The sequence below is a fragment of the Chitinophaga filiformis genome (genome assembly GCF_023100805.1).
In the GTDB taxonomy this organism is placed as follows: Bacteria; Bacteroidota; Bacteroidia; order Chitinophagales; family Chitinophagaceae; genus Chitinophaga; species Chitinophaga filiformis_B.
Genome location: NZ_CP095855.1, coordinates 4,868,114 through 4,887,703, shown reverse-complemented (window position 1 = coordinate 4,887,703; position 19,590 = coordinate 4,868,114). Strand labels below are relative to the sequence as shown.

General features: G+C 51.3%; 3 protein-coding genes. 1 reads left to right on the top strand and 2 read right to left on the bottom strand.

Translation table 11 applies throughout. The features are described from left to right. The first annotated feature begins 121 nt into the window (after positions 1-121). Complete coding sequence (serA, locus tag MYF79_RS19115; RefSeq protein WP_247809243.1) at positions 122-1,360, top strand: phosphoglycerate dehydrogenase; 1,239 nt, start codon at positions 122-124, stop codon at positions 1,358-1,360. Between the two features lie 142 nt (positions 1,361-1,502). Here the strand turns inward: serA and MYF79_RS19110 are convergent, their stop codons facing one another. After that, positions 1,503-3,422, bottom strand: a complete 1,920-nt coding sequence (locus MYF79_RS19110; RefSeq protein WP_247809242.1) for a carbohydrate-binding protein — start codon at positions 3,420-3,422, stop codon at positions 1,503-1,505. A 139-nt stretch (positions 3,423-3,561) separates the two neighbouring features. Continuing rightward, positions 3,562-19,389 carry a gliding motility-associated C-terminal domain-containing protein gene (locus MYF79_RS19105; protein WP_247809241.1) on the bottom strand — a complete coding sequence of 5,276 codons (15,828 nt, stop codon included), beginning with the start codon at positions 19,387-19,389 and terminating at the stop codon, positions 3,562-3,564. Positions 19,390-19,590 lie beyond the last annotated feature (201 nt).

Below are 19,590 nucleotides of genomic sequence, written 5' to 3'. Positions count from 1 at the left end.
AATTTGAAGGACAGACTGTTTGATAATTGCTGAACATCTTTTAGGTTTGTGCCTTCGTTTGGCCTTATAACAATTATTAAGCCAATTGTTTATTGCAATTGGTAACACATAAAATATAATCATGGATCAGCAAAAGTTGACAAGTTATCCGAAGGAGAAGATCAATATTTTATTGTTGGAGAATATCAGCGATGCCGCAGTGGCGGAGTTTACGTCGGCAGGATATGCTAATGTAAAGAGGCTGTCGGGGGCATTGGGCGAAGAAGATCTGATCCGTGAAGTAAAGGATGTTCATCTGCTGGGGATCCGTTCCAAAACCCAGATCACAAGAAAAGTACTGGAAGCCGCTCACAAGTTGCAGGGAATAGGATGTTTCTGCATTGGCACCAACCAGGTAGACCTGAAGAGCGCCCGCGAGATGGGGGTGGCAGTGTTCAATGCGCCTTATTCAAATACCCGTTCTGTGGCGGAACTGGTGATCGGCCTGTCTATCATGCTGATACGCCGTATCCCTGACAAGAACGCCGCTGCGCACGAAGGTATCTGGATGAAAGAGGCCAAGGGCAGTTACGAACTGCGTGGCAAGTCGCTGGGTATTGTAGGGTACGGCAACATCGGCAGCCAGGTGAGTGTGCTCGCCGAAGCGATGGGGATGAACGTGTTCTACTACGATGTGGAAACCAAACTGCCGCTGGGCAACGCGGTACAGGTGCGCAGCCTGGAATCGCTGTTTGAAATGGCTGATATCATATCACTGCACGTACCGTCTACCAAGGCTACCGCCAACATGATCAATAAGGAAACGCTTAAATATGTCAAGAAAGGCGCGATCTTCATCAACTATGCCCGTGGCGAAGTGGTGGAACTGAACGACCTGAAAGAGGCATTGACCAGCGGGCAACTGTCCGGAGCGGCCATTGACGTATTCCCTGTAGAGCCGGAAAAGAATGGCGCAGCCTTCTCCACTCCGCTGCAGAAACTGCCCAACGTCATCCTGACGCCGCATATCGGTGGTAGCACAGAAGAAGCGCAGCACAATATCGGCCTGGATGTGAGCAGTAAAATGCTGAACTACCTGGAAAAAGGCGCCAGCTTCGGGTCTCATACCATTCCTGCTATCAGCGTACCGGCTATTGACCATACACACCGTATCCTGCATATTCACCAGAACGTGCCGGGCGTGTTGTCTGAGATCAATACCGTATTGTCCCAGAATAAGATCAACATCCTGGGTCAGTACCTGAAAACAAACGATACCATCGGTTACGTGGTATTGGATGTGGACAGTAAATTATCCAAGGAGGCCTTCTCCCTGCTGAGAGAAGTGAATCATACGATCAAGGCAAGACTGTTGTACTAACAGCAACATGCTTTAAAGATACACGAAGATGAAATAGACATCTTCAAACCCGCTTAGGGCTTACCTGATCGCACCAGGTACCCGAACTAAATAGGCTGCTCAATTTGAGCAGCCTATTTCTTTTTGATCCTGCTATGGATCTTTATTCAGCTTTTTGCACTTTAACTCTCTGGTGATAGGTACCACTGGATATATCCAGTATATACAGGCCTCTTGGCAGGCTGCCCACATTTAAGAAATAAGTGGATTGTTTAGATCTTACCACAGTACGCAATACCTGCTTCCCTGAGAGGTCATAGATCGCAACCGTATGGGAAGAGATCGTAGCCGGTAGCGTATAATTGAGCTGTGAGCCGAATGGGTTCGGATACACAATGCCTGCCGCTGGCTGCTCCGTTTGTACCGGCGCTGATACCGCCAGCGCAGCGGCGGAGGCTACGGGGCCTACGATGGTGAAATTGAATTTCTCCCATCCGTCTATCGTAGCACGGTTACAGTTCATGGCCTGTTCCCCGTTTTCGGAAGACACATACATGCCATTATTTCCTCTCAGTGAAATGGTGCCATCGGCATTGGTGATCCAGTCGAACGCTTCATAAGACGCGGCCGTCGTACGGTTACAGGTCATTGCCTTGGTGCCGTTTTCAGAAGACACGAATTTGCCCATACTGCGCAGGTTTACTTTGCCGTTGCCTGCGTCCAGTACGGAGAATTGTTCCCAGGTCTGCGGGGCAGCCCTGTCGCAGATCATGGCCTTAGTGCCGTTCTCACCACTTACATAGAGGCTGTTGTTACCTCTCAGGGTGATCACCTGGCCGACAGGAATGACTGAAGGCGGATTGGTGGCTGAGGAGAACCGGATCCAGTTAAGATTGAAACCAGCTGCTGCCACCTGCACACGTAGTGTTTGTTCGCCTGCTGTCAGGTCTACTGTATCGCTGACGGTGGTCCAGGTCTGCCATGCGCCGGTAACCGGTACACTAACGCTGCCCAGTACTGCTGCGTCTTTTCTCAGTTCGATAGCGCCGCCTGCGGTCTGACTGGCCACCCTGAATTCTACTTTGTAAGCGCCCGCGGTCTGGACATTCACTTTGTAATCGAGCCAGTCGCCTGCATCAGTATAACCGATATTCTGTCCGCCGCCGGCATCGGTGGTGGCTTCCGTCTGGATACCGCTCATCGTGGTGAAGCTCTCTGCCTGTACAGTACCCGGGATGGGGATGGCAGGAGCAGGGCCGGGGTCAACACCACCCAGCCACAGTAATCCGTCAATGAGGAACCTGTTCTGGATCTCGCTGGCGAAGGTGGATGATGTCTGTGTGTTGGTCGTGTAGTTCATTGCATTATGCCCGAAGTTGGCATAGATCATCTTGTAGTTCTTGTTGGTCCACATAATCGGGTAGTAACCACTGTACCAGATGTTACCCGCCTGGTTCCCCAACGGGAAGCTCACAGGATCTATGGATGCGAGAACCCTGATATTGCTGTTGTTGCGCAGGTCATTCTGCCAGCCATACCATTCGCTGACTGCGGAGGTGAATGTCGCTGGAAGACGCGCCGTGCTTGGATGCGTGCGGTCATCTACACGCAATGTTGCGCTTGAAGGTCCCCAGGTGTTGGTAGTAAAATTACCGGAGCCCAGGAAAGTGTTGTGATACCAGCTCCAGCTGGCGGCATTGTCTGTCCATGCGCAGACGTGGAATCCCATCCAGCCGCCACCATTCTGCATGTACGTCTGGAATGCAGAACGCTGCGATGCGGACGCCGGCAGATCGTCCAGGAAAAGCACGACCTGGTAATTCGAAAGGAAACTGGCGTTCAGGTTGTCCCAGTTGGTAGTAGCTTCATAAGAGAAGCCGTACTGGGCGGCAATTTGCGGGAACCATTGGTTGGCTTCCTTTACGAAGGCAATATGCGCCTGATCGAAAGTGCCGTGGTAGAAGGCGATCACCTTGAAACGGGGCGTTTGCGCCTGAACGTGGAATACTGCAGACAGCAGCAGGAATACGAATAATGCGAATACACGCATTACCCGCTTGTAATGGAAATTGCGGGTTGTCATGAGGGACATTTTAATAGTTATTACGAGGGTGGTATAGGTACCTATCACTTCCAAATTAACAAAAATTACCATACCAGACAAAAAGAAAGGCGCCCCGGAATAACCGGGACGCCTTTGCCTATTGTACTTTACACTTCTACTATCTGATAGCGGTTACTTCACCTTTCACGATATTCACTGCACCACCGAGTACCTTCTTATAGGTCAGCATCCAAACGTAAGTACCATTTTCAACCAGGGCGCCTTTGTATCGGCCATCCCATCCGGTCTTCTGGTCTTTACTGAGGAAGATCAGCTCACCCCAACGGTTGTAGATACGTAAGTCGTAATCGTACATCGGGCCTCTAACGACTGGTCTGAAGATGTCGTTATGTCCGTCACCATTCGGCGTGAAGCCGGTTGGGAAGTGTGGCTCTGCCTCACAAGGTTTATAGCTTACCACTATCTGGTCAGATACGGATCCGCAATCGTTGAACACTGTTACAGTGTAAGTTCCCGGACCGGTTACCTTAAAGGTAGTTCCGGTAGAACCATCCTGCCAGCGGATATTGTTGCCAGTACCCGCATTTACTTTCAGTGTCAGGTCTTCACCGACGCATAGTGTGGTGTCACGACCCAGGAGTACATCAGGAATACCAGCCACAGTTACATTCACACTATCCATGGTTATTCTTGAACAGAACCTGTCCATAACAGACACTACATATTTACCAGGCATTACTATTTCTCTAACCGGAGTGGTCTCGCCGTCATTCCAGAGGTAAGAGATCGCATCAGGGTTGCTAGCATCTACTACTACGCGTCCACCTGTACAGAACTCTCTGTCCGGACCGAGGTCAATTGCCAGATCAGGTCTTTCAGTTACCGTTACATTATCGGTAACCACACAACCATCACGTGTTACGGTTACATCATAGGTGCCTGCTTTCGTTACCACAATAGAGTTGGTGGTTTCACCAGTGCTCCAGCGTACGCTACCACCGTCTGGTTCAACGGTCAGCAGCAGGGTTTCATTCGGACAGATCTCTGTATCATCAGTCAGCGTGATAGCAGGAGGCGTACCCACTGTTACCGTAGCTTCTTCATGAGTGGTACAGCCTTTCAGTGTAACGTCTACACTGTAAGTGCCCGACATGTTCACCACAATTGAAGCGGTGGTTTCACCAGTGCTCCATACATAGGTAGCACCCTGTACATAAGCATTCAGTTTCACGGACTGGCCTTCACAGATCGCAGTATCCGGAATGTTTACTACTGGCGGTATGTTCACCGTTACATTCACAGAGTCTGTGGTAGCACAGATACCGTTGGTAACAGTAGCCCAGTAAGTGCCGGCAGTTGTTACATCGATGGTCTGGGTTGTTGCACCGGTTGACCAGCGGATGCCGTAAGCTGCGTTGGCTGCACCAGCGTCCAGGGTAATGCTGCTACCCTGACAGATAGCTACATCGGCGCCCAGATCAACCACTGGTTTGGTTACATACTGCAGGTCGTAAGTGATCGGATCGGATACACAACCTGTTACACCGTCAGTTACGATGAAGGTAGCCTGTGTAGCACCATTCAGGTCAAACACGTTGCTGCTCTGTGTCAGCGGTGTGCTTACTGCGGTAGCAGGAACTACGCTCACCAGGGTGAATTTAGGCTTGCTCACCTTGTTCTGCAACAGGATAGCAAACTTGGTGTTGTTAGAACAGTTGGCAGGCAGTTGAGGATCCAGTGCCGGTTTAGGACAAGGATTCACAGTGATTGTCTGCACTCTTTCGATAGCCGCATTGCCACATGCATCGGAGATGGTCCATCTTCTTGTGATGGTATAACCGGCACACAGGTCAACTGTAAACGGATCCTGTGTCATAGTTGCCTTCTTAGGGAAGGTAGCATCACAGTTGTCGCGTGCATACAGGGTAGCAGCAGCTGGGATAGCATCACCGCAGTTCAGTGTTACGTTTGCCGGAGCAGGGTCGATCACTGGCTTGGTGGTATCCGTTACTGTTATTACCTGGCGGATAGTCGCGGTATTGTCACATTGATCCTTCGCAGTCCAGATACGGATCAGGCGGTAGTTGCTTGCGCATGCACCTGGTATGGTTTCGCGTGTCTGGGTGTAAGAGATCTTCACAGCGCTGCAATTGTCTGTTGCCTTCAGGTTGGTAGGCGGAGCAGGAACTGCATCACAGCTTACTGTGGTATCGGCAGGTGGTATTACGGTGAATACCGGCCTTGTAGTATCCTGTACAGTGATCACCTGTTGCATGGTGGCAGTATTACCACAATTGTCGGTGGCTGTCCAGGTACGCGTTAATCTATAGTTGCTGGTACATACAGAAGAGAGGAACTCTTTCTTCTCAGATACCTTCACTGCTACGGCAACAGTACAGTTGTCTGTGGCTGTTATCGTTGCTACGGCTGGCACTTTATCACAATCAACAGTGATAGCCGGAGGCAGTGACATAGAGAATCTTGGTTTGATCGTATCCTGTACAGTGATGGTCTGCGTCAGTACGGTTTTGTTACCGCAAAGGTCAGTCGCTGTCCAGGTACGGATGATCTGGTAGTTGTCAGTACATCTGCTACCGGAGAGGTTCTTACGTACATCCACCGGATTTGCAGTGATGGTACCAGGTGTACAGTTGTCAGTAGCGGTCAGCGGTTGTCCTGCAGGCACCTTATCACAATCTACAGTGATATTGGCAGGAGCAGGGGCTGTGAACACAGGAGGTGTCATATCCCTTACGGTGATCACCTGTCTGAGTGTATCGCTGGCGTTACCGCATGCATCTACAGCAACCCATTTACGGATCAGCTGATAGTTGCTTGCACATGCACCTGGCTGATTAACTCTTACTTCGATCGGAACGATATTCAGTATACCGGTACAAGCGTCGTTTGCTGTCAGGTTTACTGCTGCAGGCACCTTGTCGCAGTCTACAGTGATGTTGGCAGGAGCTGCACTTGTGAATACAGGAGCAGTTCTGTCTACCACTGCGATGGTCTGTTGTGCCTGAGTGGTCAGACCGCAACGGTCAGTTGCTGTCCATGTACGCATGATCGTGAACGTACAAGCGTCAACAGTTACAGTTACATCGTTGTATGTAACGGTCAGTGGCTCATTGTTGTAAGGAGCGTGACTGAACACCGGAGTACCGAATTTGGTAGTGTAGTCAGTACCCTGTACACATTCCACGGTCAGCGGACCAGGTACGGATATCACAACAGGCGGAACGTTCATCAGGGTCAGCATTACTGCATTGCTGATGTTGCCTGTACATGCACCTGACATTACCACGCGTCTGTACCAGGTGTTCTGTGTAACCATTGGAGGATTGTAAGTTGCACTTGTACCATTGGTAGCCACATTTACGAAGCCGGTAGTAGCACTTGTGGTGCTCACCTGCCATTGGTAAGTGAAGGTACCGTTACCGCCACTCAGGGTAGCGCCCTGCAGCATGGCAGGAGTCTGGTTAGCGCAAAGCAGCTGATCTGCGGTGATGGTGTTACCCAGGATTGCAGCCTGGTTGGTCAGCACCACGTCATCAGGAGTTGATGTACATGTACCGTTCGTGATTGTCCAGCGGAGGGTTACTGTACCACCGGCAGGAACTGTCACACGGGTTGAAGGATTGTGTATGTCAGCGATAGTAGCCGTACCACTTACGATGGTCCAGGTACCGGCAGCGGTAGCAGGAGATGGCACGTTGGCCGACATTGTGAAGTTTGGATCGTCACAATGAGTCTGATCTGCACCGGCAGCGGCGTTAACCGGCATCTGGTGGTTGGTCAGTATCACATTATCAGAAGTGGTACAAGTACCGTTCCTGATAGTCCAGGTAGCTGTTACCGTTACACCCGCAGGTACAGTGATCACAGCATTCGGATTGTTCCAGTCAGTAGCAGCAATGCTTGCAGTTGTACCCGCAGGCAGGCTCCATGTACCGGTACCAACAGAAGGAGTATTGGCCGCCATCACGAAACGATCGTTATCGCAATGTGTCATATCTCCGCCGGCGTTGGCAGCAGCTGGCTGTACGTAATTGGTCAGTACAACATCGTCAGAAGTTACACAGTTACCGTTTCTGATGGTCCAGGTAGCTGTTACCGTTACACCCGCAGGTACATTGATCACAGCATTTGGATTAGTACTGTCGGATACAGCGAATGATGCTGTAGTACCGGCAGACAGGCTCCATTTACCTACACCCACAGATGGGCTGTTGGCAGCCATTCTGAAGGCTGGTGTGTTACACTGTTCCTGGTCAGGACCAGCAGCAGCAGCAGTTGGCTGTTGATAGTTGGTAAGTACCACATTATCGCTGGTAGTACATACGCCGTTGCGGATAGTCCATGTAGCTGTTACGGTTACACCGGCAGGTACATTTATTACAGCATTCGGGTTAGTACTGTCTGCTACAGCGAAGGAAGCAGTTGAACCAGCAGGCAGGCTCCATTTACCCACACCTACAGATGGCGTATTAGCAGCCATGGTGAAGGCAGGCGTGTTACACTGTGCCTGGTCAGGACCGGCAGCAGCAGGAGCTGGTGCAATATAGTTGGTCAGTTTTACAGTGTCGGCAGTGCTACATACACCGTTGGTAATAGTCCAGATAGCCTGAACTGATTGACCGGCAGGTACGTTGATTACCGCATTTCTGTTAGTACTGTCAGCCACAGCGAAGGAAGCTGTAGATCCGGGTACCAGGCTCCATTTGCCCACGCCTACAGATGGTGCAGTTGCAGCCATGGTGAAGGTCGGTGTAGCGCATTTTTCCTGGTCAGGACCAGCAGCAGCAGGCACTGGCGCTGCATAGTTTGTCAGTATTACCGCATCAGAAACGGAGCAGGAGCCATTTACTACTGTCCATGTAGCTGTTACGGTTACACCCGCAGGTACATTGATTACCGCAGCCGGGTTGTTCGCCTGGCCGGCAGTGATGGTAGCCGTAGTACCGGCAGGCAGTGTCCATGTACCGGTCTGGCCGGCAGCAGGTGCGTTAGCCGCCATTGTGAAGGCTGGCGTGTTACATTTTGCCTGGTCAGGACCAGCAGCAGCAGTTGGCATTGCGTCGTTCTTCAGCGTTACAGTAGAAGAAACGGAGCAGGTACCATTTACTACGGTCCATGTAGCCACCACAGTTACACCAGCAGGTACGTTAATTACCGCGGCAGGGTTGTTTGCCTGACCGGCGGTGATGGTAGCAGTGGTACCACCAGGCAGTGTCCATGTACCGGTCTGACCCGCAGCAGGTGTATTAGCTGCCATGGTAAAGGCGGTAGTATTACACTTTGTCTGGTTAGGACCAGCTGTTGCTGTTGGCAGCGCATCGTTGGTTAATGTTACCTGGTCGGAAGTGATACAAACACCATTTGTGATGGTCCATGTAGCCACTACAGAAGTACCGGCAGGAACATTGATCGTTGCGGTCGGGCTGTTCTGCTGACCGGCAGCGATAGTAGCGGTAGAACCAGCAGGCAGTGTCCATGTACCTGTACCTACAGTTGGTGCATTGGCAGCCATTGTAAAGGTGGTAGTGTTACACTTGGCCTGGTCCGGACCGGCATTGGCAGCAGCTGGCATTACATAGTTGATGAGTGTTACGTCATCAGTAGATGTACAGCTACCGTTTGTGATGGTCCACCGCAGTGTTACCGTAGTACCGGCAGGTACATTGATAGCAGCGGTCGGGTTGTTTACATCAGCTGCAGGGAAAATGAAACCAGCAGGAGAAGAAGAAACTACGCTCCATGCACCAGTTCCTACAGTTGGCGCGTTAGCAGCCAGTGTGAAAGCAGGCGTATTACACTGAGACTGGTCAGGACCAGCAGCAGCCGTAGTTGGAGGCGCATCATTTGTCAATACAACATCATCAGTCAATACGCAGGTACCGTTAGTGATCGTCCAGCGGAGTGTCACTGAAGTACCGGCAGGTACAGTGATGGTAGCTGTTGGGTTGCTTACGCTCGCCGCAGGGAAAGTGAATCCTGCAGGAGTAGAAGACACCACGCTCCATGCACCTGTTCCAACAGTTGGCGCGTTAGCAGCCAGTGTGAAGGAAGGCGTATTACACTTGGTCTGGTCAGCACCAGCAGCCGGAGTGGTTGGCAACGCATTATCAACAAGCGTTACATCATCCGTAGTGGTACAAACACCGTTTGTGATGGTCCAGCGCAGGTTTACCGTAGTACCGGCAGGTACAGTGATAGCGGCAACCGGATCGTTCACGCTCGCAACAGGGAATATAAAGCCTGCAGGAGTAGAAGACACCACGCTCCATGCACCTGTTCCAACAGTTGGCGCGTTAGCAGCCAATGTGAAGGCAGGCGTGTTACACTGTGCCTGGTCAGGACCGGCAGCAGCAGGAGCTGGCGCAACATAGTTGGTCAGTCTTACAGTATCGGCAGTGCTACATACACCGTTGGTGATAGTCCAGATAGCCTGAACAGATTCGCCCGCAGGTACGTTGATCACCGCATTTCTGTTGGTACTGTCAGCCACAGCGAAGGAAGCTGTAGATCCAGGTACCAGGCTCCATTTACCCACGCCTACAGATGGTGCAGCAGCAGCCATGGTGAAGGTTGGTGTAGCGCATTTTTCCTGGTCAGGACCGGCAGCAGCAGGAGCTGGTGCTACATAGTTGGTCAGTACTACATCATCTGCAGTTACACATGTACCATTAGTGATGGTCCATGTAGCAGTTACAGTCACACCCGCAGGTACGTTGATCACTGCATTTGGATTAGTACTGTCTGCTACAGCGAAGGAAGCAGTAGTGCCTGCACTCAGGCTCCATTTACCTACGCCTACAGATGGTACATTGGCAGCCATTGTAAAGGCTGGAGTATTACATTTTTCCTGGTCAGGACCCGCAACAGCTGCTGATGGCATTTCATCATTTGTCAGCAGTACGGTGTCAACTGAAGGACAGGTACCATTGGTGATGGTCCAGATAGCTGTTACAGTAGTACCGGTTGGTACATTGATCACAGCATCAGGTTTGTTTTCATCACCCGGTGTGATTGTACCGGGAGATCCTGCAGCCAGTGTCCAGGTACCGGTAGCACCAGGAACATCCGGAGCATTTGCTGTCATCGCGAATGTTGGATTGTTACAATCACGCTGATCAGGGCCTGCATTAGCAGGAGAAGGAGTCAGGAAGTTGGTCAGGGAAACTTCGTCGAAGTTTTCACACAGGCCATTCTTCATGGTCCAGCGGAGTACAGCAGTAGCACCGTTTGCAACAGTGATATGTGCTGCAGCCAGGTTCTCTTCACCGGCCTTGATCGTAGCTGCACCGCTGATCACGGTCCAGGTACCTACGGCGCCAGGCACAGTTGGAGTATTGGCAGCCATTACGAAGTCAGTACCAGCACATTTAGACTGGTCAGGACCTGCATCAGCTACATCAGGTTCTGCGAAGTTGGTCAGCACCACATCATCATTTGTAGTACATACACCATTGGTGATCGTCCATTTCAGTGTCAGGACGGTACCAGCAGGGATGCTGATGCTGGCGGCAGGGTTGTTCACCTGAGCCGCAGGGAAAGTAAAGCTGGCAGGAGATACCACTGTCCATGTACCGGTTGCACCAGCCACAGACGGAGCATTGGCCGCCAGGGTAAAGGTTGAAGTATTGTTACATTCCTGTTGGTCAGGACCCGCGTTTGCCGGAGCCGGAGCTGCATCGTTAGTCAGCGTCACATCGTCGCTTAAAACGCAGGTACCGTTAGTGATGGTCCAGCGGAGCGTCACGGTAGTACCAGCAGGTACGGTGATGGTAGCAGTTGGGTTGCTTACGCTCGCAGCAGGGAAAGTAAATCCTGCAGGAGTAGAAGACACCACGCTCCATGCACCTGTTCCAACAGTTGGCGCGTTAGCAGCCAGTGTGAAGGAAGGTGTATTACATTTTTCCTGGTCAGCGCCGGCAGCCGGAGTGGTTGGCTGAGCGTTGTTGATCAGGGTAACGTCATCTGTAGAAGTACAGCTGCCGTTAGTGATGGTCCAGCGCAGTGTTACCGTTGTACCGGCAGGTACAGTGATAGCAGCGGTTGGGTTGCTTACGCTCGCCGCAGGGAATGTAAATCCGGCAGGAGTAGAGGATACTACGCTCCATTTACCGGTTCCTACAGTTGGTGCATTAGCAGCCAGTGTGAAGGAAGGATTATTACAGTTTTCCTGGTCAGCACCAGCAGCAGCAGTTGTTGGCGGCGCATCATTGGTCAGTACCACGTCGTCAGAAAGAGAGCAGGTACCGTTAGTGATGGTCCAGCGCAATGTTACTGTTGTACCGGCAGGCACAGTGATGGCAGCAGTCGGGTTGTTCACGCTCGCAGCAGGGAAAGTGAATCCTGCAGGAGAAGAAGAAACCACGCTCCATGTACCTGTTCCAACAGTTGCCGCGTTAGCAGCCAGTGTGAAGGATGAATTGTTACATTTTGTCTGATCTGCACCAGCATTAGGTGTAGTTGGTGGTGCATCGTTTGTCAGCGTTACCGTTGAAGAAACAGAGCAGGAACCATTTACTACAGTCCATGTAGCTACTACAGAAGTACCAACAGGTACGTTGATTACCGCAGCAGGATTGTTCGCCTGACCAGCAGTAATGGTAGCTGTTGAACCAGCAGGCAGTGTCCAGGTACCGATACCTACCGCAGGCGTGTTAGCAGCCATTGTGAAGGCAGTGGTGTTACACTTGGTCTGGTTAGGACCGGCAGTCGCTGTTGGCAGTACATCGTTCTTCAGCGTTACAGTTGAAGAAACAGAGCAGGTACCATTTACCACGGTCCATGTAGCCACTACAGTTACACCAGCAGGTACATTAATTACCGCAGCCGGGTTGTTCTGCTGACCGGCAGTGATGGTAGCAGTGGTACCACCAGGCAGTGTCCATGTACCGGTCTGACCGGCAGCAGGTGTATTAGCTGCCATGGTGAAGGCGGTTGTGTTACACTTGGTCTGGTTAGGACCAGCAGTCGCTGTTGGCAGCGCATCGTTGGTTAATGTTACCTGGTCAGAAGTGGTACAAACACCATTGGTGATAGTCCATGTAGCCACTACAGAAGTACCAACAGGTACGTTGATTACCGCGGCAGGATTGTTTTGCTGACCGGCAGTAATAGTAGCGGTAGAACCGGCAGGCAGTGTCCATGTACCTGTACCAACAGAAGCTGCATTAGCCGCCATGGTGAAGGCTGTGGTGTTACACTTGGCCTGGTCTGCACCTGCGTTAGCCGCAGTTGGTGCTACATAGTTGATGAGAGTTATATCATCAGCAGAACTACAGCTACCATTGGTGATAGTCCAACGCAATGTTACCGTAGTACCGGCAGGTACAGTGATAACCGCAGTTGGGTTATTTATGCTGGCTGCAGGGAAAGTGAAACCAGCAGGAGAAGAAGAAACTACGCTCCATGCACCAGTTCCTACAGTTGGCGCGTTAGCAGCCAGTGTGAAGGAAGGGGTGTTACACTGAGACTGGTCAGGACCAGCAGCAGCAGTAGTAGGCGCAGCATCGTTCGTTAATACAACATCATCAGTCAATACGCAGGTACCGTTAGTGATCGTCCAGCGGAGCGTCACTGAAGTACCGGCAGGTACGGTGATGGTAGCTGTTGGGTTGCTTACGCTCGCCGCAGGGAAAGTAAATCCTGCAGGAGTAGAAGACACCACGCTCCATGCACCTGTTCCAACAGTTGGCGCGTTAGCAGCCAGTGTGAAGGAAGGTGTATTACACTTGGTCTGATCTGCACCAGCAGCGGGCGTAGTAGGCAGCGCATTGTTGGTCAGCACAACGTCGTCTGTAGTGGTACAGGTTCCGTTTGTGGTAGTCCAGCGCAGTGTTACCGTTGTACCGGCAGTCACAGTGATGGTAGCGGTCGGGTTGTTCACGCTCGCAGCAGGGAAAATATATCCTGCAGGATTAGAAGACACCACGCTCCATGCACCTGTTCCAACAGTAGGTGCATTAGCAGCCAGTGTGAAGGAAGGCGTATTACATTTTACCTGGTCAGCACCGGCAGCAGCAGTTGTTGGCGGAGCGTCATTTTTCAGTACCACGTCATCAGAGAGAGAGCAGGTACCGTTCGTGATGGTCCAGCGCAGCGTTACTGTTGTACCAGCAGGAACAGTGATAGCAGCAGTCGGGTTGTTCACGCTCGCAGCAGGGAAAGTGAACCCTGCAGGAGTGGAAGACACCACGCTCCATGCGCCTGTTCCAACAGTAGGTGCGTTAGCAGCCAGCGTGAAGGAAGAATTATTACATTTTGTCTGATCAGCGCCAGCAGCAGGTGTAGTTGGCGGCGCATCGTTTTTCAGTGTTACTGTAGAAGAAACAGAGCAGGAACCGTTTACTACGGTCCATGTTGCTACTACAGTTACACCAACAGGTACGTTAATTACTGCGGCAGGGTTGTTTGCCTGACCAGCGGTGATGGTAGCAGTAGTACCACCAGGCAGTGTCCATGTACCTGTCTGACCCGCAGCAGGTGTGTTAGCTGCCATGGTGAAGCTGGTCGTGTTACACTTGGTCTGGTTAGGACCGGCATTAGCTGTTGGCAGTGCGTCGTTCTTCAGTGTTACAGTAGAAGAAACGGAGCAGGTACCATTTACAACGGTCCATGTAGCTACCACAGTTACACCGGCAGGTACATTGATTACCGCGGCAGGGTTGTTTGCCTGACCGGCAGTGATGGTTGCAGTGGTACCACCAGGCAGTGTCCAGGTTCCGGTCTGACCGGCAGCAGGTGTATTAGCTGCCATGGTGAAGGCGGTCGTGTTACACTTGGTCTGGTTAGGACCAGCAGTCGCTGTTGGCAGCGCATTATTAGTTAATACCACCTGGTCGGAAGTGGTACAAACACCATTGGTGATGGTCCATGTAGCTGTTACGGTTACACCGGCAGGTACATTGATGACTGCGGCAGGATTGTTCTGCTGACCGGCAGTGATAGTAGCGGTAGTACCGCCAGGCAGTGTCCATGTACCTGTACCAACAGAAGCTGCGTTAGCCGCCATGGTGAAGGAAGTCGTGTTACACTTGGTCTGGTCAGCACCTGCGTTAGCCGCAGTTGGTGCTACATAGTTAATGAGAGTTACATCATCAGCAGAAGCACAGCTACCATTGGTGATCGTCCAACGCAGTGTTACCGTAGTACCGGCAGGTACAGTGATAGCAGCAGTCGGATTATTTATGCTGGCTGCAGGGAAAGTGAAACCAGCAGGAGAAGAAGAAACTACGCTCCATGCACCTGTTCCGACAGTTGGCGCGTTGGCAGCCAGTGTGAAGGTTGGGGTGTTACACTGAGACTGGTCAGGACCAGCAGCAGCTGTAGTTGGCGCAGCATCGTTCTTTAATACAACATCGTCAGTTAAAACGCAGGTACCATTAGTGATCGTCCAGCGGAGCGTTACAGTAGTACCGGCAGGTACGGTGATGGTAGCAGCCGGGTTGCTCACGCTCGCAGCAGGGAAAGTGAAACCTGCAGGAGAAGAAGACACCACGCTCCATGCACCTGTTCCAACAGTAGGCGCGTTAGCAGCCAGTGTGAAGGAAGGTGTATTACACTTGGTCTGATCTGCACCGGCATTTGGCGTAGTAGGCAGTGGGCTGTTGGTCAGCACAACGTCGTCTGTAGTGCTACAGGTTCCGTTTGTGGTAGTCCAGCGCAGTGTTACCGTTGTACCGGCAGTCACAGTGATGGTAGCGGTCGGGTTGTTCACGCTCGCAGCAGGGAAAATATATCCTGCAGGATTAGAAGACACCACGCTCCATGCACCTGTTCCAACAGTAGGTGCATTAGCAGCCAGTGTGAAGGAAGGCGTATTACATTTTACCTGGTCAGCACCGGCAGCAGCAGTTGTTGGCGGAGCGTCATTTTTCAGTACCACGTCATCAGAGAGAGAGCAGGTACCGTTCGTGATGGTCCAGCGCAGCGTTACTGTTGTACCAGCAGGAACAGTGATAGCAGCAGTCGGGTTGTTCACGCTCGCAGCAGGGAAAGTGAACCCTGCAGGAGTGGAAGACACCACGCTCCATGCGCCTGTTCCAACAGTAGGTGCGTTAGCAGCCAGCGTGAAGGAAGAATTATTACATTTTGTCTGATCAGCGCCAGCAGCAGGTGTAGTTGGCGGCGCATCGTTTTTCAGTGTTACTGTAGAAGAAACAGAGCAGGAACCGTTTACTACGGTCCATGTTGCTACTACAGTTACACCAACAGGTACGTTAATTACTGCGGCAGGGTTGTTTGCCTGACCAGCGGTGATGGTAGCAGTAGTACCACCAGGCAGTGTCCATGTACCTGTCTGACCCGCAGCAGGTGTGTTAGCTGCCATGGTGAAGCTGGTCGTGTTACACTTGGTCTGGTTAGGACCGGCATTAGCTGTTGGCAGTGCGTCGTTCTTCAGTGTTACAGTAGAAGAAACGGAGCAGGTACCATTTACAACGGTCCATGTAGCTACCACAGTTACACCGGCAGGTACATTGATTACCGCGGCAGGGTTGTTTGCCTGACCGGCAGTGATGGTTGCAGTGGTACCACCAGGCAGTGTCCAGGTTCCGGTCTGACCGGCAGCAGGTGTATTAGCTGCCATGGTGAAGGCGGTCGTGTTACACTTGGTCTGGTTAGGACCAGCAGTCGCTGTTGGCAGCGCATTATTAGTTAATACCACCTGGTCGGAAGTGGTACAAACACCATTGGTGATGGTCCATGTAGCTGTTACGGTTACACCGGCAGGTACATTGATGACTGCGGCAGGATTGTTCTGCTGACCGGCAGTGATGGTAGCAGTAGTACCGCCAGGCAGTGTCCATGTACCTGTACCAACAGAAGCTGCATTGGCAGCCATGGTGAAGGCAGTGGTGTTACACTTGGTCTGGTCCGGACCTGCGTTTGCCGCAGTCGGCATCTGGTATACGGTTACAGTACCGCTTGCGCAGGCTGTATTGGAACATGCACCAGTTGTTTCAGCGCGCACATAATAAGTGGTGGTAGCGTTCACTGCTACGGTAATGGAAGGACCAGTACCAACAGGAGTACCTGTTCCACAACCTCCGGCGTACCATACCCATGTTCCGTTTGGCGTACCGTCAGCTTTCTGCCCCAGGCTTCCGCCTACAACAGTCAGCGTGGTAGTACCGGAAGTACAGATATTGGGAGAGCCTACGGTTACCCCGGTCGGATCTACAGGAGGCGTTTCTACGCTCACTGAGAAAGGAACGGTGGAGTCACAACCTGCATTCAGGCTATTCTTATAGCTCAGGTTGAAGTTGTATACGCCACGTGGAGTGCCCGCAGGGTAGTTCACTACTATCGGCCATGCCGTGATGGGCTGGTTGGTAACAGCAGTGAAGCCAGGGAGGGCAGGAGTACCGGCGCTAATGCTGTAAGTATCCGGATTACCTTTTGTAGACAGGGTATCAATTGAGAATGTACCGGATGTGCTACAGGTAATAATAGATGGCTTCAGCGTAATTACCGGGCGGCTTGTTTTATGTAGTACAACAGTGTCAATGCTTGGCGTACAGTTCGCGGCATTGGTGATGGACCATGTCAGCACGATATCCTGCTCAGCAACATTAGATGTAACTGTTGTATTATATGCATTAACGTTTGCGATGGTGGCGTTACCGGATATGAGTTTCCATGTACCGCTTTCCGCATAAGGACCGGTCAGTGTTCCATCCGGCTTGCTGGCATTCATCGTAAACACGTTGCTGGCACAGAGGGTGGTATCGCGGCCAGCATCACTGAAGGTTGGGTCGTACAGGAGCGTTACCTCAACGAAGTCGCTGCTGGAGCAGGCTGTGTTGGCAGTAGCTTTCACTGTCCATTTAAACCTTACGGTTATACCGCCTTTTTTCAACGTTACCCTTGTTTTCGCAAGGTTCGGGAACTGAATGCTGGCATAATCTTTAAAGTTAGCAGCAGTCAGCGCAGGATCTGCACCAGGTCCCCACAGGGTGTCTATTGTCCATACCCCGGATTCGCCGGAATTCAGCAATGCAGCCATGGTGAAGTTACCCGTAGTGTTGATGCTGGCGCAGGCCATCTGGTCTGGTCCGGCATTGGCAACCGGTACCGGTGTTACATTAACAATGAATGGAGCAGATTGTACCTGACAGGTATTACTTGGGTCTTTTACGACTACTGTAAATACGCCCTGAGCAGCATTGTTAATCTGAACCTGGACCAACTCTGTCATACCATCGTACTGAGGCAACGGTGTAAGTACACCTCCTGCATCAGGACCCTGGTACCAGTTAATGGTATTTCCGGCCAGCGCGTCATTGATACGGATATCAACAGAAGAACCGGCACAGATATTCTGTGAAGTGGAAATGACATCGACAACAGGTTTGTCGACAGACTTGATAAATGCAGTGTTTGAGTCCACGCAGGTATGTCCGTCTGCATAGTCCACGTAACCATACACCATAATAGTGGTGTCACCTTTTACCTGTATTGTACGGGTAGCGCCTACATATCCTGGCAAGTCTCTCCAGGTGAACCTGTCGAAACCTCCGGACGCCTGTAATTCAACATATGCTCCCGCGCAGACCTGGCTCTTCGTCAGGTAAAGCGTCGGCATCGGCAGTATCGTCAACCGGACGTATTCCGAGGGCGAGGCGCACGTGACGGCGTCACTCCCGGTTTCATAAATGCGGACGCGGAAACGGTAAGACGTAGGAACGGTCCTGGTGCCTTTCAGCTGGCCCGGACCGATCACGAGGTCTTTTGAAGTATTGGTACCAAATGGTACGTTCATCCAGGTGAGACCTTCGTCATCACTCATTTCCCATTGGTAGGCCGGATTTACGAAATAGTTGGCAGGAGTAAAATTAGATGTAAGTGTGATCGGAGCGCCTTCGCAGACAACCTCCGCCAGATTATCAGTTTTACCTTTAATAGAAGCAGTAATGGTCGGGCTACAATATGCGAATTCGATATCATCGATCGCGATATCGTTACCACAACCACCAGGCTTGTTGTTAATGATGAGTACTTTAACCGAGTCAATGTTCGAAGGAACCGTGAAAGATCCTCCATATTTCTGCCAGCTGCCGTTAGGAGCACTCAGGTCCATTGATACGTTGTAAGTCGGGAAGTTAGCCAGGATCTGGCTTGGGTTGGCAGCATTCACTACCTGGAAGGTTACACCGGCATATCTATAACCGGATACGCAACCACTTTCAAAAACGCCGATAGGGTTGATGTTTATCAACCAGGCACTAAAATTATAAACGGATCCTTTACAAAGACCTGTGACGGTCTTCTGATAAAATCTCCTTGGCTCGTAGGCGGAGTTGGCAACCAACATACCACCACGGTTGTTACCAGTGTGGTCCGTGTTGTAGACCCAGTCCCCCTTGAGCTGTGTGTTGTTTGCTATTGAATAGTAGTTGTCCGCCAGATCTCCGCTACCCTGGTAGTCGTAAGTTACTACGCCATTGATAGGGTAGGGACGGCGAACAATGCCAGAACCTGATAAGGTGCCGAAATCTTCAAAGAAGCCGGGTTTATCATTCGCCTCGTTGGAACCGCACGTACTAATGGTACAGTCCATCGCAACGATCTTCTTGGTCTGAACAGATGTCCTGGGGACCCCATTATCCGTGTAAGGTAATGTGATCGTCAGGGTATAGGTACCCGGCACGAGGAACTGCAATGTCAGCGACTTGGTCTTCGTCAGTTTATCCGCCTTTGTGACCGCAGACGTATTCCCTGTGTAGAGGACTTCATAGTCAGCCGCGCTGCCTGTCGGGCCAGCTATAGCCCACGAGGCCTGCTCCGTTACCTTATATCTGTTAGAGGTAACGACCATTGCGTTGACGCTGAGGTACTTGGTCTGCCCCGCCGTGCTACTGGCGGTCGAGATACAGACCGTATCCGGTGTGTTAACATATATGGTCTGTGCCTGCACTATTCCGATAGCGCAACACATCATCATATATAATAGGATTAGAATCTTTTTCATCAGTAGGTGTTTTGTGAAAAGAGTATCAGGATGATGTGATTTAGACGTCACGCCAACTGACAGATTTACAATGTTTTACCGATCGATAGGATGTCCAATCCTGCACCGGAATGGCTTTTTGAGAAGTGTAAAGTGTTTCCATAGGCTTGATCATTTTTTACTTGATATGGCTAAGAAATGAGACTATTTTAAAATTAAAAT

What these genes read in the sequence shown, in the direction of transcription:
- serA (WP_247809243.1), top strand. Translation starts at nt 122, where the DNA reads ATGGATCAGCAAAAGTTGACAAGTTATCCGAAGGAGAAGATCAATATT.
- MYF79_RS19110 (WP_247809242.1), bottom strand. Translation starts at nt 3,422, where the DNA reads ATGACAACCCGCAATTTCCATTACAAGCGGGTAATGCGTGTATTCGCA.
- MYF79_RS19105 (WP_247809241.1), bottom strand. Translation starts at nt 19,389, where the DNA reads ATGAAAAAGATTCTAATCCTATTATATATGATGATGTGTTGCGCTATC.